Consider the following 19133-nt stretch of genomic DNA (forward strand, 5'->3'; position numbering starts at 1 on the left):
GTCACCGGTCCAGAAAGTCGGGCCGGTCGACCGCTTCGGTGCTGTCGACGTCCTGTTTGTCGAGCAACTCGCCCGAATCGAGCGCCTCGGGGAGGCTGTCCCGGCCGCGGCTGGGCACGTCGTCCCCGTCGATGACCGTCTTCTCGCCCTCGACCAGTTCGGCCCAGACGGCGTCGGCGTCGTCGCTGTCGGCGTCAGTGGCCGCCTTCGCCTCGTTGCGGCCCTCCTCGTAGGCCAGTTCGACCATGCTCCGGTGGTACGCCGAGTCCATCTCGGTGTAGATGGCTTCGAGCTCCTCGCGATTGAACTCCCCGAGGCGCTCGGCGACGCCGATGGCGTAGGCGCGGTTCGTGGCGTCGTCCTTCCCCAGCGAGTCCCATCCGGTGTCGAACTCGCCCTCGTAGCGGCTCATGTGTCGATTTTCTCGTCGGCGTGGACCTGCAGGCCGCGGTCGGTAAAGGAGATTCTGCGGATGTCACAGTCGATAGCGGTGCCACGCATCTTGATGACCTGGACGCCACGGGTCATGCTCCCGCCCTCCAGGAAGTTGTGGAAGAAGATGACGCCGTGTGCGAGATAGTGCTCGTCGCTGTAGGAGGAGGGGTCGGTCATCTCCGAGATGAGCAGCGTCGTCGTGTCGGTCTGTTTCAGCGCCGAGAGAAAGCCCGTAATCTCGCTGTCGACGTCGTTCATGAAGTGCTGGAGGAGCATGGTCGAGTCGATGACCACCCGCTGGATGTCGTTCTGTTCGATGTAGGAGACTAGCCGGTTGGTCAGTCCGCCCTCTGTGCCGAACTGGGTGATAGTCCGCTTGCCGCTCTCGGTGACGAGGTTGAGAAACTGGACGGCGTCGGACTGCATCGCCCGGTCGAAACCGAAGTCGTAGCCCGCCATGTCCTGCATCAGCTCCTCTTTGGTCTCGTGCATCGTCACGTAGAGGCAGGTCTCGCCTTCCTTGGCGCCCTGTGTCATGAACTGCGAGCAGAAGGTGGTCTTCCCGCTGCCGGGCGGGCCGCTGACGACGTACAGCCGGTCGGGCAGCAACCCCCCCTGGATGAGCTCGTCGAATCCGGGGACCCCGCTGGAGATGCGCATATTGCCAGCATGCGCGCGTCCGGACATATGTGTTCGTGTCTGGTTTTCACCAGTGATAACTCTCCCGGCCCGAGTCACGCGACGACGGCGCGTGGATGCTCGTCGACGAGGTCGAGCAGCGTCGTCGTCCCGGCCTCGTCGAACCGCATCGGCCGGCGCCACCACGGCCCCTTCCCCGAGTCCGAGGAGCGGTCGGTGACCAGCCAGTTGGCGTCGGTGCCGCCAGTTGGCGAAGACAGCGGGACGACCGTCTCGTACAGCCGCGACACCTCGGGGTCCCCCAGCAGGAGCACGCGGGCGTCGAAGTCGGCCCGTTTGACGTGGGCGTTCGAGTCGAAGACGGCCCGTTCCTCGGGGGGGAGCGCCCGGTAGCCCGCACCCGTCACTGGGTCGCGCGCCAGTCGGAAGTGGCCGATGACGTGGGCGCCCCACGTCGGTGGCGCCCAGTCGGGCCGGTCGCCGGTCGTGGACAGGGTCGCGTAGAAAAACAGGTAGTCACCGGCCGACAGCTCCGAGAGCGGCCCGGCCTTGACCCCGTGTTCGTCCCCGTACGTGTACCGCTCCCCACCGGCCTCGGGGAACTCGGGGTCGAGGTGGACCGGCCGGTCGGCCACGCTCCGCACGTCGGTCGCGAGGTCGAGGTCGGCGTAGGTCGACACCGGCTCGCCGGTCGGTTTGGCCTCGGGAATCGGGATATACTCGAAGGACCCGTCGGGGTACAGCGGGCCGCGAAAGCCCGGTTCGTTTGTGTTCGCACCGATGTTGATGGCGACGCTCCGCATGGTCGACGGTCGCGGCGTCCGGACAAAGGGCTACCGGAGGGACTCGGCACAGGCGCTACAGTACCGAATCATCCGATGGGACTCGTTTTCGGTGCCACAGTGTTGGCACGTCACGGTGGCGGCAGCTTCGGCGGCGACCGTTCGGCCGCCGTCCGCCCGCGTGACACGCCCCTCGGTCGTCTCCGGGGACGGGCTCTGTCGGCTGAAATGCCGGTAGAGCACGACCTGCAACAGCCCGAACCCGAGGACGTACGCTGTGAGCCAAACCCACGGTTGCATACACGGGTGTGGGCGGGAACACTACTTTGCTGTTCTGGCCGTGTTATCAGCGCTGATACTCACGCGGCCGACGAGCGGCCTCAGCGGTCCGGCGGCGAGAGGTCCCGCTGGAACTCGTCGAAGACGGTGATGTCGTCGGGGACCTCGTAGTCGAGTTCGCGCTCGGCGCGACGGTCGACGTTCGCGTCCGCGAGCGGTTCGGCGACCGACTCCCAGCCGTCCTTGATGGCGATGGATTTGGCGGGCGTGCCGGCGGCGATGTGGTGGGCGGGGATGTCTTTGCCGGCGATGGACTTCGCCGCGAGGACGGCGTTCTCGCCGACGCGAACGCCGGCCCGGACCATCGAGTCGTAGGTCAGGCGCACGTCGTCCTCGACGATGGTGTGGAAGTTGTCGATGTGGGTCTGGTCGACGGCGTCGTGGTCGTGGCTGTAGATGTGGGTGTCGTCGGAGATAGAGACGCGGTCCCCGATGGTGAGTTTGCCCCGGTCGTCCAGGTGGACGTCGTCGTGGACGACGACGTTGTCGCCGACCTCGATGTTGTGGCCGTAGGTAAAGGAGATGTTCTTGAAAAAGCGGCAGTTGTCGCCACACGACTCGAAGAGGTGGTCGGCGAGCATCCGGCGAAAGCGCAGCGCGAACTCGACGTTGTCGGCCATCGGCGTCGCGTCGAACTGCCGCCAGAGCCACTGGAGGTGTTTCGAGCGCTTGAACTTCGCTTCGTCTTTCTCGGCGTAGTACTCGCTCTCCAGGGTCGTGTTACAGGGGTCGTACCCCTGAAGGCGGACGCGTTCGGCGGGCGAGACGTCCTCGCCGGACTGCCAGCGCTCGTAGGCCTGCCGGTCGCCGTGGAGGTCGATGAGCACGTCCGTGACCACGTCACAGGTGTCCTCCTCGCCGGAGAGTCGCTCGTCTACCTCGCGGATAAAACTCCGGAGCCCCTCCTCGGCGAGCGGCGGTAACGACACGTGGCGCTTCGTCATGTCACAACCGTGGCCTCCGGGGCAAATAGTGGTTTCCGTTACGTCGCCACCAGCGGGTGGCGCCGATGTTACCACTCGGCCGTCGACGAGTCCGGGATCGTTCCCGGCCGTCGGGCCGACAATATAAATCGCCGCCGTCCCTCCCACCGCCATGAGCAGGTCGGACCTCATCACGGAGGTGCGTGGCTACCTCGTCAACCCCGCCGAGAAACGGCTCCGGGCGCCGTGGCGAATCTCCCTCTGGGTCTTCCTCTTTGCCTTCGCGGGGGTCCTCATCACCGCGGTGAATCTGACTTTGCCGATGGCGTCACGGAGCGGTCCGCTGGCCGCGCTGTACGCCATGGCCCGCCAAGTCGGCCTCATCCTCGCGGCGGTGGCGGCCGGCGTCGGAATCGGCTATCTACTCGACCGGCGCTCCCTCGCCGACTACGGGCTCTCTGTCGACGGCCAATGGTGGCGCGACGCCGGGTTCGGCGTCGCGCTGGGGTTCGCCCTCCCGACGGCCGTCCTGCTCGCCCAGCTCGCGGTCGGGTTCACGACGATCACCGGCGCCCTCCCGACAGGCCCCAGCGACACGTTCTACTTCGCCGGAACGGGCGCCGTGCTCCGCCTGGCGTTGCTGGTTCCGTTCTTCGTCGTCCAGGCCAGCACCGAGGAGATTATCGTCCGCGGCTATCTCCTGACGAACCTCGCGGAGGGGGCGGCCGGCCTCATCGGAAAGGCGGCCTCGACCGTCGCCGCGACCGTCCTGACCGGCGCGCTGTTTGGCGTCCTCCACTGGACCAACCCCAACGCCACGCTGCTTTCCGTCGGGAACATTACGCTCTACGGCCTCCTACTCGGGGCCTGCTACGTCCTCACCGGCCGGCTCGGTATCGCCTGTGGCTTCCACGTCGCGTGGAACTACACCCTCGCGCTGTGGGACTTCCCGGTCAGCGGACTCGACGTCGGCGTCGCGCTCGTCGGGACCCGGACGACGGGCCCCGAACTGGTGACCGGCGGCGGGTTCGGCCCGGAGGGCGGGCTCGTCGCGCTGCCGATACTGGCCCTCGGGTCGGGCGCGCTCTACTGGTGGGTCCGCCGGGAGTACGGCCGCGTCGAGATTCTGGACGCCATCGCCGTCCCCGACCTGCGGATTCCGACGCGCGGCGGGGAGTGACGAACCCCGGAGCGGCTGTGTGAGACGGGCGAACCACGACCGATAAGTGCGCACCGTCCTAACACGCCCCCATGAAGTACGATACGCTCGGGTCGACCGGAATCGAGGTCTCGGAAGTCGGCTTCGGCGCCTGGGTCGTCGGGACGGACTGGTGGGGCGACCGGACGCGGGACCAGGCCATCGAGATGGTGCAACACGCCGTCGACCGGGACGTGACCTTCTTCGACACCGGCGACGTCTACGGCCACGGCGACAGCGAGGAACTCGTCGGCGAGGCGCTGGCCGAGGTGCGAGACGAGGTCACCGTCTCGACCAAGGTGGGCTACGACTTCTACAACAACCCACAGGCCGGCCACGGCGAACTGCCGAAGAAGGTCACGCCCGAGTGGATTCGGACGGCGCTCGACCGCTCGCTCGACCGACTGGACATGGACCACGTCGAACTGTTGATGCTCCACAACGCCAACGTCGACGAAGTCACCCCCGACGTGCTGGAGACGCTCGACGAGCTCCGCGAGGAAGGCAAGGTCGAGGCCATCGGCTGGGCGCTCGGCCCCTCCATCGGCTGGCTGGCCGACGGCGACGCCGCCGTCGCCAACGAGTTCGACGCGCTCCAGACCGTCTTCAACCTCTTCGAGCAGACCCCCGGCCAGCACTTCATCGACACGATCCGCGAGCGGAACGCCGACACGTCGGTGCTCGCGCGGGTCCCCCACTCCTCGGGGCTTCTGAACGAGCAGGTCACGCCCGAGACGGAGTTCGAGGCCGACGACCACCGCGCTCACCGGCCGACCGAGTGGTACGAGACCGGCTTCGAGAAGCTGGAGACGCTGCGGTTCCTCGAACGCGCGGAACGCAGTTCCGCGGACGGTTCGAGCGGTGACGAGCCGCGAGAACGAGACGGCGAGCGCACGATGGGCCAGGCCGCCATCCAGTGGCTGCTGGCCCACGACGAGGTCGCCTCCGTCACTCCCACCTTCCGCACCAACGCCGACATCGACGAGTGGGCCGGCGCGCCCGACACGCCGCCACTCTCCGAGGCGGAGTACGACCGCGTCCAGTCGCTCTACGCCGACAACTTCGGTGTCGACCGCGACGACGGGATGGACGCGCTGCGCTCCTCGGTCGGCGGCGAGGACCTGGACGGGACTGGGATGAAGTCTGCCGGGGACTAGTCACGGAGGCGTTTATCGCCGACGCGTAGTCCACGGCAGACCGGGCGGGGACTAGTCACGGAGGCGTTTATCGCCGACGCGTAGTCCACGGCAGACCGGACGGGTGACCGACCGACGGCCGGCGGACCACCCGAATCTGCAGTCGAGAACATACCCCTCGACGACCAGTCGAATCAGTTCGCCGTCGTATGGTTTTTGCTCACAACCCCCCTATTTCGACAGGAGATGTATCGCCGTCCGGCGATTCGCCCGCGTGAGAATCACTTTCACTCCGGTGTGTCAGACGGACGAAAGACGCCAGACGGCGGCGGGTTCGACACGAAACGAAGGGGTTCGGGGCGTGGGGACACGACACAGGATGTGCCGGCGATGCCGTCGCTCGTCGGCAGCGAAACGCCGAAAAACGGGACCGCTCGTCCGGGGTTACTCGTTTTTGAGGCCGGCACCCTCGACGCGCATGACGCCCTCGCCGTCGGGGAGGTTCGGCGCGTCGACGAGTTTGACGATGCGCTTGTTCCCCTTGGACTTCCGGAGGTAGATACGGAAGGTGGAGGTGTGGCCCAGGATGTTGCCACCGATGGGCTGGGTCGGGTCGCCGAAGAACGAATCGGGGTTCGAGGCGACCTGGTTGGTGACCAGCACAGCGGTGTTGTTGAGGTCGCCCACGCGCATCAGGTCGTGGAGGTGCTTGTTGAGCTTCTGCTGTCGGTCGGCGAGCTGGCCGCGACCGACGTACTCGGCACGGAAGTGAGCCGTCAGCGAGTCCACCGCGAGCAGTCGAACGGGGAACTCGTCGTCCTGCGTGCCGCTCGCGATTTCCTGAGCCTTCTCGGCCAGCAGAATCTGGTGGTTGGAGTTGAACGCCTTCGCGACGTGAATCTTGTCGAGGACGGATTCGACGAGGTCGGCCATCAGCGCGTCGTCGGTCGCGTCGGCGGCCTCGTCCTCGCCGACGATGCCGTGGAGCTGCATCATGTCTTCGAGCGCCTCGTCGTCCTGTCCCTCGACCATCTGCTCGATACGCTCGGGGCGGAACGTGTCCTCGGAGTCGATGAAGATGGCGCTGCCCTCCAGCCCGCCGTGTTCGGCCGGGAGCTGGACGTTGACGGCCAGCTGGTGGGTCACCTGTGACTTACCCGCACCGAACTCGCCGTACACCTCGGTGATGGACTGGGTCTCGACGCCGCCGCCGAGTAGCTCGTCGACCTCGTCGACGCCCCACGAGAGCTTCCCGATCTGTTCGCGCCGCTCCAGTACTGTCGCACCGGTCTCGAAGCCGCCGATGTCGGCGGCGTCGCGGGCGGCGTTGATGATGTCGGAGGCGGAGGACTCGCCGATGTCGGCGGTGTTCGACAGCTCGCTTGGGGAGGCGACCGCGATTCCCTGATAGGAGTCGAAGCCGTTGTCTTTGAGCTTCTCTGCTGTGGCCGGACCGACACCTGGCAGGTCTTCGAGGTCTGCTGCTTCGGACATGAACGTGACTTACGTCCGATGGGATATAAACCCCCGTTAACAGTATGGTGAAAGTGAAATCGCCGGACAGAATCGGGGTGAGCGGCGACGGAATCGGGACGTTTAGAAGGGAAGGGGGGAGTCAGTCGAGGACGATAGCGAGGACGATGCAACCGAAGCCGGCAAAGAGGAGACCGTTGCCGGCAAGCGGCGGTAGCGCCACCAGTCCCACGTTGCCGAGGGTTCCGACCACGGCGAGGAGCACGCCGGCGATTATGAGCGGGCCGCTCGTCCGGAACGCCCAGTAGGCGGCATCTGCCACCGAGCGGAGACGAGTGCCGACCGAGCGGTTCCCGTCGGGATTCTCGGCCGGCTCGAACGAATCCAGCGTCTCGCGGGTGACGACCTCGCCCGTGTGCGCCCGCCGGCCGTCGTCGTCGGAGACACGCAGGAGCGTGACGGTCCCAGTGTCGGTGCCGACGACGCGGTAGACGGCGTCGTCGTCGGGGTCGGTCGAGCGCAGGTGGTCGTAGACGGCGATGTCACGGACTGACATCGGTCACTCCCACGGGTGGTCGCCCGCGCGGTCGGGCCACAGCGGGTACCAGTACGCCTTGTCGTCTTCGAGGCTGAGTTCGCCGCCGAGCTTGCTCTCCAGCTTGAACTCCGCCGCCTGGTCGCGCTCGTGGTCGGTGTCGGGGTCCGGTGCGAACGGGTAGTAGGCCCCCCGGCGGAAGGAGTACACCCAGTAGACGCGGTCGCCAGTCCGCTCGTCCTCGAAGGCAAAGAGCGCCGCCAGCAGCCGCGAGCCATAGCGGCGCTCGATGAGGGTGTCCGCGGCGAAGTGGATAGAGGTGACGAGGTCGTCGAAGTCGTCGTCGTGGAGGACGACCCAGCGATAGCCGTGGCTGTCGCCGGTGAACTCCGCCTCGGTACCGGTCTCGGCCTCGCCCGCGTCGAGGATGGCCTCGACCTCGTCGGTAGCAGCCTGAAAGTCCGTGCTGTCCACGTCGCCGAAACAGAGCGCGGCGTCACCGGTCGGCGCGTAGCCCAGGTCGGCCTCCATCGTCACGTAGGCCGTCGACATGCCAAAGAGGTCGTCCGGGTCGGCGTCCCGCGTCGCGTCGGCCTCCGCGCGCATGCCGAGGACGCTCTTGAGTCCGGAAAGCAGTCCCATAGCGGTGTATCGAGCGCGACGGGTAAGGTGGTTGTCGTTCCAGCAACGTGGCGTCTGCGGGTGGCGCTCGATGAAAACAGCGATACTGGTGGCGGCGGACAGCGCAGCGGTCGCGAGTCGGGCTCAGAGTTCTCGCTCTAGCTGTCGAAGCCGCTCGATGCGCTTCTCGGTCGACGGGTGCGTGCTGAACAGGCGGCCGACGAAGCCCGAGCGGATGGGGATGATGAAGAAGGCGTTCATCTCCGACTGACCCCGAAGGTCGTCCTTGGGGACCTTCTCCATCCCGCTGTCGATTTTCGTCAGCGCCGTCGCGAGCGCCGCGGGGCGACCAGTGATGGAGGCCCCGCCGCGGTCGGCGGCGAACTCGCGGTAGCGCGAGAGCGCACGGATGAGCAGGAACGACAGTATCCACACCACCAGCGACAGCAGGATGGCGACGAAGACGGGCGCCTGCTGCTGGCCGCCACGAGACCGCCCGCCGGAGAACAGCCACCCCCAGCGGACGACGAGAAAAGCGATGGTCGAGAGGAAGGAGGCGATAGTCATCACCATCACGTCGCGGTTCTTGATGTGGGCGAGCTCGTGGGCGAGCACGCCCTCCAGTTCCTCCTCGTCGAGCAGGTCCATGATGCCCGTCGTCACGGCGACGGCGGCGCTGTCCTGCGAGCGCCCCGTCGCGAAGGCGTTCGGCGTCCGTGAGTCGGCGACGGCCACCGTGGGTTTGGGCAGGTCGGCCTGCTGGGCGAGGCGTTCGACGCTGCGGTGTAGTTCCGGGTACTCGTCGGGGTCGACCTTGCGAGCGCCCATCGAGTACAGCGCGAGCTTGTCGCTGAAGAAGAACTGCGCGCCCATGAACAGCGCCATCACGAGGACGACGACTGCGATGCTATCGAAGGACACCGCGAGGACGCCGATGAAGACGATGTACAGCCCGAAGAGGAGGAACATCGTCAGAGCCATCCGCCCTCGGAGGCCCCAGTCGGTTTGCCACTGCATATGTTGCCTAGGTGACCAAGCGGCTAAAACCCCGCTATCGTGTGCCCACACCACACGACCTACGTCGCCCGGCTGTCACGTCGCCCGCACGCATTTGTGGCCGTGGACACAACGCCATCTCATGACCGAGACAGTCGTCGTCACCGGTGGCCTGGGTCGCTCCGGGCGCTGGCTCTGTGACCGCCTCGCCGAGCAGTACCGCGTCGTCTGCGTCGACCTCGACCACCCCGGCTGGGAGGTCCCCGAACGCGAGCGCATCGACTTCCGGGCCGTCGACGTGACCGACGGCGGCGAGGTGCGTGACCTCGTCAGCGAGTGCGACCCCGCGGGCGTCGTCCACTGGGCCGCGCTCCCGTCGCCCGAGCGCCACGCCGGGAGCCGGGTGTTCGAGACCAATATCGAGGCGACGTACACCGTCCTCGACGCCGCCGGCCGCGCCGGCGCCGATGTCGTCTGGGCGTCCTCCGAGAGCGCGTACGGTATGGCCTTCGCCGAGGAGACGCCGCCGCCGGCGTATCTCCCGATGGACGAGGACCATCCGATGGCCCCCGAGGACCCCTACGGCACCTCGAAGGTGGCCGGCGAGGAAGTCGCGAAGATGGTCGCCCGCCGGGACGGCGTCAGCGTCGCCTCGATTCGCCCGTCGTGGATTCAGTACCCCGGCGAGTACAACTGCCGGGACGTGGCCGAGAGCGAGCTGTCGGGCGGCGCGGGCAACTGCTGGTCGTACGTCGACGTGCGGGACGTGGCGGGTATCGTCGCCGCGGCGCTGGACGCCGAGTTCGACGGCCACGAGGCGTTCCACGCCGCCGCGGCCGAGAACTACGTCGGGCGTCCGACCGCCGACCTGGTCGAGGAGTTCTGGGGCGACCTGCCCGCCCGCTGTGCGCTCGACGGCGAGCAGTCGGCGCTCTCGACGGCGAAAGCCGACGGACTGCTGGACTGGTCGCCCGAGTACGGGTGGCGGGAGGCGGCCGCGGAGGAGATCGACGGGCCGAATTTGCTCGCGGAGTGACGCCCGCTGGACAGTCGTCCCAAGCCGGTCAGAGTCTGTAGGCGACCGCCCTCGTATCGTACGTGACGACGGTCCGGTCCGTCCCGGTGCTCGAAGGAATCGCTCGACCGAGTTGCTCCCCGGTGGTGGGTTCGCGCGCCTCCGCGCCGAGGCCATCGGTGATGGCGACTACCAAATCCAGCACGACCGGTGGGAAGGTGGTCGAACCGACGCCCTCCTGCGTCCATCGCACGTCCCCAGTTTCGGCATCGAGCGCGCAGAACGCGTCTGCCAGCCATTGCGGGTAGACGAACACTGCGTCGTCGGTCCCAGTGGTCGAGGGCTCAGTTCGCTCGGCGTTCGCATCGCTCGTCCAGCTCTGTGAACCGCTGTCGAGGTCGGCAGCCGACGGAACGCAATACGTAACCCACTGAACCCAGTACACTCCCCCAATGAGCCGGTCTGGAGCCTTCTGTCCGAAGTGTGGCGACGAGTTCGAGCCACCCGAGGACCGCCCCGAGCTCCCGGGCACACAGCGGGACTCCGAGCGGGTCCTCTGTGACGCCTGTTACTTCGAGGAGTTCGACCTCGTGGACGCCCCCGAGACCATCGAGGTCCGAGTGTGTGCACAGTGTGGGGCGGTCCACAAGGGGAACCGCTGGGTCGACGTGGGCGCCGAAGATTACACCGACATCGCCGTCGAACAGGTCAGCGAGGCGCTGGGCGTCCACGTCGACGCCGAGGCCGTCGAGTGGCAGGTCGCGCCCGAGCAGCTCGACCAGAACAACATCCGGATGCACACGGAGTTCTCGGGCGTCGTCCGGGGCATCCCAATCACCGAGCAGGTCAGCGTCCCCGTGCGCATCGCTCGCGAGACCTGCAAGCGTTGCGGGAAGATCGCCGGAGGGTCGTTCGCCAGCGTCGTGCAGGTCAGAGCCGACGAGCGGGACCCGACCGACGACGAGGTCGACCGGGCGAAGACCATCGCCGAGGAGTACGTCGCCGAGCGCGAGGCCACCGGCGACCGCAACGCCTTCATCACCGAGACCAACGAGGTCGACGACGGGCTGAACATGAAGATATCGACCAACCAGATGGGCCACGGCATCGCCAAGCGCATCACGGCCCAGCTGGGCGGGGGCTACTCCGACTCGAAGCGCCTCATCACCGAGGACGAGGACGGCCAGAAGCTCTACCGGATGACCTACGCGGTCCGCTTGCCGCGGTACCGACAGGGCGAGCTCATCGACCCCGAGGACGGCGACGGCCCCGTCCTCGTCCGCTCGGTCCAGGGGAACCTCAAGGGCGTGCGGCTGGCGACCGGTGAGAAGTACGAGGCCCAGTTCGAGGAGGGCGAGGCCCCCGACGCCGACCGGCTCGGCTTCCGCGACGACGGCGAGCCGACGACGCTCGTCGCCGTCGAGGACGAAAACGCCGTGCAGGTGCTCGACCCGGAGACGTTCGAGAGCAAGACCGTGCCGCGGCCGGACTATCTCGACACCGACGCCGACGAGGTGCCGGTGGTCAAGAGCCGCGCCGGCCTGCACGTGCTGCCGGCGGCCGACGACGCTACCGACGGGGAGTGACGTCCGAGTCGGGGGCAGGGCGCTCGGCGAGGTCGCGTTCGACCCTCGCTACGAGTGTCTCAAGTGCGTCCAGCGAGCGCGGCCGGGTGAGCCGACAGACGTCGACGGCATCGGCCAGCGTCCCGCAGGCGTCGAGGTGTGCCTGCTGTGCCGTCCGGTCCGTGGCCCGATAGATGGCGTAGCTCGCTTTGAGGAGCCCGAAGACCCCCCGCTGGGCCGACAGTCGCTCGATATCGACGTCGGCCCCGTCGGTCAGGAGATACACCGCCGCCAGTGGGTACGTGCCCGCTGCGAAGCGGTCCTCGACCGCCACTTCGGCCGTCGCCTCGCTCGACTGGCCGAGCCCCAGCGCCGCGCTCGCGCGGGCGTCGACGCTGAGAGACGGTGCGCCCGAGGGGACGACTGGCCTCCCGGCCGGGTCACACGGGAGCACGTCGTCCGTCAGCAGGTCGTGCCCGGCGGCGAGGAACGCACCGGCAGTGGTCGACTTCCCGCGTCCGGACGGACCCGCGAAGGCCACGGCGCGGCCGTCGATAACCACTGCGCTCGCGTGCAAGACGACGGCCCCCTGCTGGACGAGTGCCGACCGCAGACCCGGCCCCCGGACGAACCGCCGTCGAGCAGCCGCGGTGCTCTCGGGTACCGGTGACAGCGTCAGCTCCCTGCCGTCACGAATCCGCAGCGTCCCGACGCCGTCGTAGAACCAGTAGAACGTCCCGGAGGCCGTCTCGTGGACGGTGAACTCCCCTTCGGGGTCGGCGTAGACACGAGTCGAGGGGTCGGGAATCTCGGTCGGGTCCGCGGGGAGGGACCCGCGGTCGATGCGTATTTCGGGGCCGACGTGTCCGCTGTCGCCCGGCTCCCGAAGCGACGGGAGCCGTATCGAGGACCGAACCCGCCGGTCGAAAACAGTGTATTCGCGGGGCTGAGCGTCCGTCGGTACCGTGGGTGTCACGCCGCCCGGCAGTTAGTTGCCCAGGCCGCGGCCGTTGTTGCCGGTCGTACCCGAGTTCCCGTCGACGCGGGAGAAGTGCCGTCCTTCAGTGACCGTTTCGATGGGACCGAGCGTCGCGATTTCGGGGGGTTCGTACGCTTTCATATGCTCGTATCTTGGCGGCCGGATACAAGAAGATTACGGCCAGTAGACCCCGGAATATACGCCGCGTTACGAGGGGATTCGCTGTAGCCACCGTTCGAGCGTCGTCGCCATGGCCAGGGTTCTGGCGTCGCTCGCGGTCAGGCCGTTCCGGAGCCGCCCGACGGCGTTCGCGAGCGCGTCGCCGTCGAGATAGCGACCGACTGCCGGCTCGCCGTCGGCCAGCGTCCGCTCGACGAGGTCGGTGTCGTATCGCTGGAGGCCGTAGACGACGTTAGGCGAGAACTCGGCCTTGTCGGTCCGGTCGCGGACAGCCGCGGGCAGGACGTCTGCCAGCGCCCGCCTGACGATGGTCCGGTCGAGGCCGTCGCTGACGGTGTGTCCGGGCGGGAGCGCCACGGCGAACTCGACGAGCCGCTTGTCGAAGTACGGGAACCGCGGTTCGACGCCGTGTGCCGCCCCCGCGATATCGTTGAGTTCGAGGTTGAACGCCGGCTCGTCCGTCGTCAGCGCCCGCCGGCGAATCGCCCGCTGTGTCCGCGGTTGGCCGCGGCGCTGGTCGGCAGCGATGCGGTCGACGAGCCCGGACCGACGGGCGAACCCGCCGTCGAGCGGCGCAAACGCCATGTCGAGGTAGTCCGCCTCGTCGAAGCGCCGGTGGTAGAGCCGCCGGAGCCGGTCGGGCACCAGCGGTCGAGCGATGTCGTCCCACAGCGCGTCCCGGGCGTCGAGCCACGGGTAGTTGTCCAGATACCCCCGGAACTCGCGGGCGAACGTCGGGAGCTGTCCGCGGCCGAGGAGCCCGCGGAGGTAGCCCCGAACGTCGGACCCCATCGTCTGGTCGCCCCCGTAGCCGTTGAGCACGACGCCGGTGTCACACTGCCCGGCGACCTCGAACAGCCGCCAGATGAGCATACACAGCGAGGGGTAGTAGGGCTGGCCGCGGTGGTCGAGATGCCTGTCGAGCCCGACCAGCGGGCCGATTCCGTCGCCGTCGACGTAGTGGGGGTCGAAGGCGCCGCTGCCGAGGACAGCGTCGATGTAGCGCCCCTCGTCGCAGGCCTCGACGGTGTCGAAGACGGCCGAGAACGTCCGCAGCGGCGGCGCTCCGGCCGCGGCTCGCTGTGTGGCGGCGACACCGGCTATCGAGGAGGAGTCCAGCCCGCCGGAGAGCAGCGACCCCACCGGCCCGACGCTGCGGCGGCGGTCGGCGACCGCCCGCTCGAACAGGTCCCGGAACCGCTCGTCGTAGGCGGAGCGGTGGGCCTCGGGCAGCGGGTCGACCTCGGAGAGCGACCAGTACCGCGTGCGGTCGAGCCCGTCGTCGGTCACGACCAGCCGGTGGGCCGGCGGGAGCCGCGAGACGTCCTCGTAGAACGTCCGCGAGGAGTCGGCGAACCGGCCCACCAGGAAGTCGCCGATTCGGTGTTCGTCCGGGGCCGACCGCACGCCGTCGAGTCCCAGCAGTGGCCCCGGCTCCGAGGCGAGCGCGACGCCGCCGTCGGCCGTCTCGGCGTAGTACACCGGCTTGACACCCATGTGGTCCCGGGCACAGACGAGCCGTCGACGCTCGGGGTCCCAGACGACGGCTGCGAACGCGCCGACGAGGTGACGGGGGTAGTCGACCCCCCAGCGGCGGTAGGCGTGGGCGACGAGGTCGGTGTCGGGCACCTCGCTCGCGACGCCGAACGCCGCGCACAGCTCGGCCCGGTTGTCCAGCCGCAGGGCCGCGGTGACGACGACGCCGTCGACCTGTCTCGGGAACGACCGGCCGCGGGCTTCGGGGAGCGTGCAGTTGTGCTGGTGGCCGAGTGCGACGGCGTCGCCACACCAGTACCCCGACCCCTGTGGCCCCCGATGGGACTGGGCCGCCGTCAGCTGCCGAACCGCTGGCGCCGCCGAGGTGCCGTCCCCACACAGCACCGCGCTGATTCCACTCACTGGCACGCAGTTACCGCAGGGCGGCTGAATAATTTTCGGCGGCGCTCGCCACGAACGGAGCGTGACGATAACGGTTTGTCCGTCGAGTCCGTCCACCCGCCAACGTGGAATCACAGGACTGCACCGACCTCGCCGTCGTGGTCGCCAAGCCACGGACCGAATCGGTCATCGACGCGCTCGACACGGAGGGGGTCTACGACGCCGACCGGAGCGTCCAGCCGTGGGACGCGGAGAGCGTCGCCGTCCCCGTGACCGCGCCGCCCGAGACCGTCGAGGTCCGCGAGGTCGTCCGGCAGGTCGGCGAGCGGCGGCTGCGGAACCTGGCGGACCACCTCCGCCAGCGCGGGTGGAGCGAGGCCGAAATCGACGCGGCCCCGTCCTCGTGGGCGGCCATCGGCAGCGTCGTCCTCGTCGAACTGGGCGAGACGCCCCGGCCGGCGGCGGTCGGCGAGGCGCTGCTCGCCCTGCACGGCGAGGCCGACACGGTGCTCGCTCGCAACGGCATCGACGGCGTCCACCGCGAGCCCGACGTGACCGTCATCGCCGGCGAGGGCGACACCGAGACGGTCCACACGGAACACGGGACCGAGTACGCGCTGGACCTCGCCGAGGTGATGTTCTCACCGGGGAACAAGGCCGAGCGGGCCCGGATGGGCGAGCGGGTGCAGGCCGGCGAGCGGGTGCTCGACATGTTCGCCGGCATCGGCTACTTCACGCTCCCGATGGCCCGGGCCGGCGCGGAGGTCACCGCCGTCGAGCACAACCCGACGGCCTTCCGCTATCTCGTCGAGAACACGATGCGCAACGGCGTCGACGGGCTGGTCCACCCCTACCGAGCGGACTGTCGTGACGTCGTCGAGGCGGGCATCGACGGCGGCCCGGTCGACCGCGTGGTGATGGGCCACTACGAGGCGAGCGAGCCGGACGGCGACGGCGGCTACGCGTATCTCGACCACGCCCTCGACGCGCTCGCACCCGGCGGGGTCGTCCACGTCCACGAGACGACCCCGGAGGCGCTGGTGTTCGAGCGCCCCGTCGAGCGCCTGACGGCCGCGGCGGTCGCTGCGGGCCGCTCGGTCGAGGTGCTGGACACCAGACGCGTCAAGAGCCACAGCGAGGGCGTCGCCCACGTCGTCGTGGACGCGAGAATCGAGTAGGGGCTCAAAACAGCGGCTTCAGGTCGCCGTCACCGCTCCACAGCAGGTCCGAGAGGCGGTCGTCGGCCGTCTCGCTGAGCTCGCGCATCGACTGCTGGGTCTCGATGGCGACCGCCTGCAGCTCCTTGACCCGCGGGATGTCGCTCACGCCGGAGAGCAACACCGCCGCCGCGACCTCGTCGGCATCGGGCACCGGGAAGTCCCCGCCCCGGACCTCCATCGTCCCGGTGGCCTCCTCCAGCCACGTTCGGGCCTTCTCGACGCCGCTTCGGGAGAGCATCTCCGGCGGGCCGGCGACGACCACCAGCGCGCGCTCGGCGCTGGTAATCTCACAGGGGAGCGTGAGGCGCCCGAGCGTGGCCTGACGCACCAAAGCGAGGATGCGCGGGGTGGCGTCGCTGACGTCGGCGCGGCCCTTGCCGCCGAAGAGCCCGCGTTTGCGCTCGATTGGCGAACTGGCGTAGCCGAAGGTCGAGACGCCGCCACAGCCCAGCGTGTTGATTATCTCGCTGGCGTCGACCACCTGCTCGGGGACCGCCGTGCCGTCGGTCTCGCCGGCGGCGAAGAGGACGCCAAAGCGGCGGGCCAGTTCCTCGTTCGCTTTCGCGAACCCGCTGGCGAGGCTGTCGGCGCCACTCGCCATCGTGTCGTTGTCGTAGACCACGAGGTTGTCGACTTCGCGGACGAACGTCTGGAACGAGCGGGCGGCGTTGAGCGTGTAGATGCCGCCCTCGTCCTTGCCGGGCAGCAGCCCAAGCCCGTAGACGGGCTCTTCGTAGCGACGGCGCAGTTCCTTCGCGAGATACGGCGCGACGCCCGACCCCGTGCCGCCGCCCAGCCCGGCGACGAGCATGAACGCGTCTATCTCGTGGGTGGGCATCCCCGCGACTGCGTCCATGACCACGTCGCTGTCGTCGGCGGCGATCTCGGCCCCGAGTTCGTTGTCGGCGCCGACGCCGTGGCCCTTGACGCGGTCGGTCCCGATGAGCAGTCGCTTCGAGACGGGAACCCGTTCGAGGCCGAGCAGGTCGGCCTTGGCCGTGTTGACCGCGAGCGCGTCGACGACGATGTCGCTGTCAGTCCGGTCGGCGTACTCTAAGAACGCATCCGTCACCTTGCCGCCGGCCTGTCCGACCCCGAGAAGTGCGAGACGCATGTGGTGACAGTGTGGGACTGTCGGCTTAACAGTATGGAACGATTCGGCCGGAAGTCGGGCGCTTCCGCCGGCTTTCCGGTCGAGATTGGACGAGAGCCCGGCCAGATTCGTGTCAGAGCTCGGGAGATACCCGTCGTATCGAACCCGCTCTGTGCGGCCGATGACGCTGCCGACCGAACCCCGCCCCGCGTTCCCCGGGACGACCGCGGCTCACGCTGGAGTCAGCGGGCGTCGTAACGCCTAATTGGCTGTCGGCGAAAGGGGTGCCATGAACAGACAGCAGATACTCGCCATCATTCTCGTCTTCCTGATGGTCGGTTCGTCGTTTATCTACGGCGCCTCGTTCCTGATCTAGTCCCAGACGTCCGAGAGGGGGTGGGTACCGCTCGACCGGGACCGCGAGCGGTCGTGCCGACGTTTCGAGCCCGCGAGCGCCTGCTCCGGGGAGAACTCCGGAAGCGCCGGCTCGGAGACGCGGTCCACCTGCGCCCCGAACCAGTCGGGCATGTCCGTCCGGGCGCGCTCGAAGAGGTCGAGCAGCGAGCTGTCGGCGAGGTAGGTCGCGCCGTGGTCGTCGGGCGCCCGGACGACTCGCCCACAGGCCTGAATGACGGTTCGGAGCGCGGTCCGGTAGTACCAGCCCCACTGGCCGTCCTCCAGCCGGCGGGCGACCCGTGAGTCCCGGGTGTTGGGATACGGCGCCTTGCACAGCACCTGCCAGCGACAGAGGTCGCCCTCCAAGTCCAGAGCCTCCTCCATCTTCACCGAGAGGAACAGGTCGGGGTTGTCGCTGCGCTTCCAGGCCGAGAGCGCGCCGTCGCGGTCCTCGGTGTCGTGGCTGCGCACGCGCGAGCCGACGCCGAAGTCGGTCAACAGCTCGTCCAGTCGCTCCTGAATCGCGTAGGAGTGACAGTGGACCAGCCCCTTCTCGTCGGGGTGGCGGGCCATCGCCCGGACGATGGCCCGCGCGACTTTCGGAAGGGTGTCGTCACGGTGTTCGAAGGTCATCTTCCCCTGCGTGACGTCGTACAGCGGGCGGTTCTCGACGGGGAAGGTGTGACCGACCTCGACCAGGGCCACGTCGGCGGGGTCGAGGCCGACGTTCCGACAGAACGCGTCCTTGTTGAGGATGGTCGCCGACAGCAGGGCGAACCGGTTGCCCCGGTCCCAGACGGTGTGTTTGAGATACTTCTCGGGGTTCATCGGTTTGACCGTCACCGGCGCGCCCTCGCCGCCGTTCTGGTCGACGACCCACGTGGTCGCGCTCTCGGGGTCCCGGTAGTCCTCCTGAAACCACGAGAGGTCGCTGCGGAGTTTGTTCAGCGAGTCCCGCTCTGCCACCTCGTCGGGCGTGAGTTCGGCGTTGCCCCGCAGCTCTTTGACCCGCCGTTCGGTGACGTGTTCGATGCGCTCGGCGAATCTGACGGCCTCGTCGAGCCCGTCGAGGTCGGGGACGTCGAGTTCGCCCCAGAACGGAATCGTCGAGGGCGACAGCTCGATGGTGGCGTACATCTCGGCCCACTCGCCCAAGCCGTGGGCCTCGTCGACGACGACCACGTCGCGCTTCCCGAACACGTCGCTGCCGGCGGTCTGCATGAAGTACGCGAGCGTCATCGCGGCGATGCGCCGGTTCGAGGCGATAGCGCGGTCCGAGAAGTACGGACACCGGTGTTTCACCTGGCAGTCGAACTCCCGTTCGCGGACACAGGGGGCCTGATTGACCGGCGTGTCCGTCTCCCCCGGGAGGATGCAGTCGTAGTTGTTCTTCCCACGGATGACACAGAGGTCTTCTAACAGACTGTCCTCGGCCACGTCGTCGAGCTGTGAGACCTGCGGCGTCGTGTAGTAGGCGTCGACGACCTGTTCGGGGGCGGCCTCGCCCGCGGTCCGGGCACAGCCGGCGATAGCCCGCGCGAGCAGGGACTTCCCGCTGCCCGTCGGGGCGCGGACGAGGACGACGTCCTTGCCGCGCTCGAAGGCCGCGCGGATGTCGGCGAGCGCCTGCTTCTGGTTCCCCCGATGGCTCGGGGCCGGGAACTCGTCGTGAATCCGCGCGGGGTACACACCGGAGCGAACGGCCGGGTGGGCCTAAACCTTTCCAGTCG

The 19133-nt window shown here is 68.4% G+C and carries 20 protein-coding genes; 5 read left to right on the forward strand and 15 right to left on the reverse strand.

Annotated features, from left to right (window positions below):
• Position 1: 1 nt before the first annotated feature.
• From NDI56_RS11495 to NDI56_RS11515, 5 genes are all read right to left on the reverse strand, one after another.
• Positions 2 to 412, reverse strand: a complete 411-nt coding sequence (locus NDI56_RS11495; protein WP_310919674.1) for a DUF8057 family protein — start codon at positions 410 to 412, stop codon at positions 2 to 4.
• Entirely contained in the window at positions 409 to 1095 is a 687-nt protein-coding gene (locus NDI56_RS11500) for an RAD55 family ATPase (RefSeq protein WP_310919675.1), read from the reverse strand. The genes NDI56_RS11495 and NDI56_RS11500 overlap by 4 nt, the downstream gene beginning before the upstream one ends.
• A 74-nt stretch (positions 1096 to 1169) precedes the next feature.
• Positions 1170 to 1877 carry an Nmad3 family putative nucleotide modification protein gene (locus NDI56_RS11505; RefSeq protein ID WP_310919676.1) on the reverse strand — a complete coding sequence of 236 codons (708 nt, stop codon included), beginning with the start codon at positions 1875 to 1877 and terminating at the stop codon, positions 1170 to 1172.
• 30 nt (positions 1878 to 1907) lie between these two features.
• The gene (locus NDI56_RS11510) at positions 1908 to 2156 is read right to left on the reverse strand and encodes a DUF7577 domain-containing protein (protein WP_310919677.1); all 249 of its coding nucleotides are present in this window, start codon (positions 2154 to 2156) and stop codon (positions 1908 to 1910) included.
• 80 nt (positions 2157 to 2236) lie between these two features.
• The gene (locus NDI56_RS11515) at positions 2237 to 3139 is read right to left on the reverse strand and encodes an acyltransferase (protein ID WP_310919678.1); all 903 of its coding nucleotides are present in this window, start codon (positions 3137 to 3139) and stop codon (positions 2237 to 2239) included.
• Between the two features lie 151 nt (positions 3140 to 3290).
• Here NDI56_RS11515 and NDI56_RS11520 point away from each other — a divergent pair, with 151 nt between their 5' ends.
• Both NDI56_RS11520 and NDI56_RS11525 read left to right on the forward strand, forming a co-directional pair.
• Entirely contained in the window at positions 3291 to 4298 is a 1008-nt protein-coding gene (locus NDI56_RS11520) for a CPBP family intramembrane glutamic endopeptidase (protein ID WP_310919679.1), read from the forward strand.
• A 71-nt stretch (positions 4299 to 4369) separates the two neighbouring features.
• The gene (locus tag NDI56_RS11525) at positions 4370 to 5473 is read left to right on the forward strand and encodes an aldo/keto reductase (protein ID WP_310919680.1); all 1104 of its coding nucleotides are present in this window, start codon (positions 4370 to 4372) and stop codon (positions 5471 to 5473) included.
• A gap of 423 nt (positions 5474 to 5896) precedes the next feature.
• Here NDI56_RS11525 and radA read toward each other — a convergent pair whose 3' ends face one another.
• The 4 genes from radA to htpX all read right to left on the reverse strand — a co-directional run bounded on the left by radA (position 5897) and on the right by htpX (position 9098).
• The gene (gene radA, locus NDI56_RS11530) at positions 5897 to 6946 is read right to left on the reverse strand and encodes a DNA repair and recombination protein RadA (protein WP_310919681.1); all 1050 of its coding nucleotides are present in this window, start codon (positions 6944 to 6946) and stop codon (positions 5897 to 5899) included.
• Between the two features lie 121 nt (positions 6947 to 7067).
• Positions 7068 to 7481: a hypothetical protein gene (locus NDI56_RS11535; RefSeq protein ID WP_310919682.1), complete on the reverse strand. Its 414-nt coding sequence runs from the start codon at positions 7479 to 7481 to the stop codon at positions 7068 to 7070.
• 3 nt (positions 7482 to 7484) lie between these two features.
• Positions 7485 to 8102, reverse strand: coding sequence for a PspA-associated protein PspAB (gene pspAB, locus NDI56_RS11540; protein ID WP_310919683.1), 618 nt, complete (start codon positions 8100 to 8102; stop codon positions 7485 to 7487).
• A gap of 123 nt (positions 8103 to 8225) precedes the next feature.
• Entirely contained in the window at positions 8226 to 9098 is an 873-nt protein-coding gene (gene htpX / locus NDI56_RS11545) for a zinc metalloprotease HtpX (protein WP_310919684.1), read from the reverse strand.
• 121 nt (positions 9099 to 9219) lie between these two features.
• On the opposite strand from htpX, the gene NDI56_RS11550 reads away from it, so the two are divergent.
• Positions 9220 to 10113, forward strand: coding sequence for an NAD-dependent epimerase/dehydratase family protein (locus tag NDI56_RS11550; RefSeq protein ID WP_310919685.1), 894 nt, complete (start codon positions 9220 to 9222; stop codon positions 10111 to 10113).
• 28 nt (positions 10114 to 10141) lie between these two features.
• Here the strand turns inward: NDI56_RS11550 and NDI56_RS11555 are convergent, their stop codons facing one another.
• A complete protein-coding gene (locus NDI56_RS11555) occupies positions 10142 to 10537 on the reverse strand; it encodes an outer membrane protein assembly factor BamB family protein (RefSeq protein WP_310919687.1) in 396 nt (131 codons plus the stop codon).
• Between the two features lie 7 nt (positions 10538 to 10544).
• On the opposite strand from NDI56_RS11555, the gene NDI56_RS11560 reads away from it, so the two are divergent.
• Positions 10545 to 11678 carry a 60S ribosomal export protein NMD3 gene (locus tag NDI56_RS11560; protein WP_310919688.1) on the forward strand — a complete coding sequence of 378 codons (1134 nt, stop codon included), beginning with the start codon at positions 10545 to 10547 and terminating at the stop codon, positions 11676 to 11678.
• Here the strand turns inward: NDI56_RS11560 and NDI56_RS11565 are convergent.
• The 3 genes from NDI56_RS11565 to NDI56_RS11575 form a co-directional block, all read right to left on the reverse strand.
• Positions 11662 to 12633 (reverse strand): hypothetical protein, encoded by a 972-nt coding sequence (locus tag NDI56_RS11565; protein ID WP_310919689.1) that lies wholly within the window; start codon positions 12631 to 12633, stop codon positions 11662 to 11664. The genes NDI56_RS11560 and NDI56_RS11565 overlap by 17 nt on opposite strands.
• A gap of 12 nt (positions 12634 to 12645) precedes the next feature.
• Positions 12646 to 12777 (reverse strand): hypothetical protein, encoded by a 132-nt coding sequence (locus NDI56_RS11570; RefSeq protein ID WP_310919690.1) that lies wholly within the window; start codon positions 12775 to 12777, stop codon positions 12646 to 12648.
• A 66-nt stretch (positions 12778 to 12843) separates the two neighbouring features.
• A complete protein-coding gene (locus NDI56_RS11575; RefSeq protein ID WP_310919691.1) occupies positions 12844 to 14715 on the reverse strand; it encodes an asparagine synthase-related protein in 1872 nt (623 codons plus the stop codon).
• A 104-nt stretch (positions 14716 to 14819) separates the two neighbouring features.
• Here NDI56_RS11575 and NDI56_RS11580 point away from each other — a divergent pair, with 104 nt between their 5' ends.
• Positions 14820 to 15872: a class I SAM-dependent methyltransferase gene (locus tag NDI56_RS11580; RefSeq protein WP_310919692.1), complete on the forward strand. Its 1053-nt coding sequence runs from the start codon at positions 14820 to 14822 to the stop codon at positions 15870 to 15872.
• Between the two features lie 4 nt (positions 15873 to 15876).
• On the opposite strand, the gene NDI56_RS11585 is transcribed toward NDI56_RS11580, so the two are convergent.
• Both NDI56_RS11585 and NDI56_RS11590 read right to left on the reverse strand, forming a co-directional pair.
• Positions 15877 to 17028 carry a tubulin/FtsZ family protein gene (locus NDI56_RS11585; RefSeq protein WP_310919693.1) on the reverse strand — a complete coding sequence of 384 codons (1152 nt, stop codon included), beginning with the start codon at positions 17026 to 17028 and terminating at the stop codon, positions 15877 to 15879.
• A 351-nt stretch (positions 17029 to 17379) separates the two neighbouring features.
• Complete coding sequence (locus tag NDI56_RS11590) at positions 17380 to 19092, reverse strand: ATP-dependent DNA helicase (protein WP_310919694.1); 1713 nt, start codon at positions 19090 to 19092, stop codon at positions 17380 to 17382.
• Positions 19093 to 19133 lie beyond the last annotated feature (41 nt).

The sequence above is a fragment of the Halomicroarcula saliterrae genome, assembly GCF_031624395.1.
GTDB classification, from domain to species: domain Archaea; phylum Halobacteriota; class Halobacteria; order Halobacteriales; family Haloarculaceae; genus Haloarcula; species Haloarcula saliterrae.

What these genes read in the sequence shown, in the direction of transcription:
- NDI56_RS11495 (WP_310919674.1), bottom strand. Translation starts at nt 412, where the DNA reads ATGAGCCGCTACGAGGGCGAGTTCGACACCGGATGGGACTCGCTGGGG.
- NDI56_RS11500 (WP_310919675.1), bottom strand. Translation starts at nt 1,095, where the DNA reads ATGCGCATCTCCAGCGGGGTCCCCGGATTCGACGAGCTCATCCAGGGG.
- NDI56_RS11505 (WP_310919676.1), bottom strand. Translation starts at nt 1,877, where the DNA reads ATGCGGAGCGTCGCCATCAACATCGGTGCGAACACAAACGAACCGGGC.
- NDI56_RS11510 (WP_310919677.1), bottom strand. Translation starts at nt 2,156, where the DNA reads ATGCAACCGTGGGTTTGGCTCACAGCGTACGTCCTCGGGTTCGGGCTG.
- NDI56_RS11515 (WP_310919678.1), bottom strand. Translation starts at nt 3,139, where the DNA reads ATGACGAAGCGCCACGTGTCGTTACCGCCGCTCGCCGAGGAGGGGCTC.
- NDI56_RS11520 (WP_310919679.1), top strand. Translation starts at nt 3,291, where the DNA reads ATGAGCAGGTCGGACCTCATCACGGAGGTGCGTGGCTACCTCGTCAAC.
- NDI56_RS11525 (WP_310919680.1), top strand. Translation starts at nt 4,370, where the DNA reads ATGAAGTACGATACGCTCGGGTCGACCGGAATCGAGGTCTCGGAAGTC.
- radA (WP_310919681.1), bottom strand. Translation starts at nt 6,946, where the DNA reads ATGTCCGAAGCAGCAGACCTCGAAGACCTGCCAGGTGTCGGTCCGGCC.
- NDI56_RS11535 (WP_310919682.1), bottom strand. Translation starts at nt 7,481, where the DNA reads ATGTCAGTCCGTGACATCGCCGTCTACGACCACCTGCGCTCGACCGAC.
- pspAB (WP_310919683.1), bottom strand. Translation starts at nt 8,102, where the DNA reads ATGGGACTGCTTTCCGGACTCAAGAGCGTCCTCGGCATGCGCGCGGAG.
- htpX (WP_310919684.1), bottom strand. Translation starts at nt 9,098, where the DNA reads ATGCAGTGGCAAACCGACTGGGGCCTCCGAGGGCGGATGGCTCTGACG.
- NDI56_RS11550 (WP_310919685.1), top strand. Translation starts at nt 9,220, where the DNA reads ATGACCGAGACAGTCGTCGTCACCGGTGGCCTGGGTCGCTCCGGGCGC.
- NDI56_RS11560 (WP_310919688.1), top strand. Translation starts at nt 10,545, where the DNA reads ATGAGCCGGTCTGGAGCCTTCTGTCCGAAGTGTGGCGACGAGTTCGAG.
- NDI56_RS11570 (WP_310919690.1), bottom strand. Translation starts at nt 12,777, where the DNA reads ATGAAAGCGTACGAACCCCCCGAAATCGCGACGCTCGGTCCCATCGAA.
- NDI56_RS11585 (WP_310919693.1), bottom strand. Translation starts at nt 17,028, where the DNA reads ATGCGTCTCGCACTTCTCGGGGTCGGACAGGCCGGCGGCAAGGTGACG.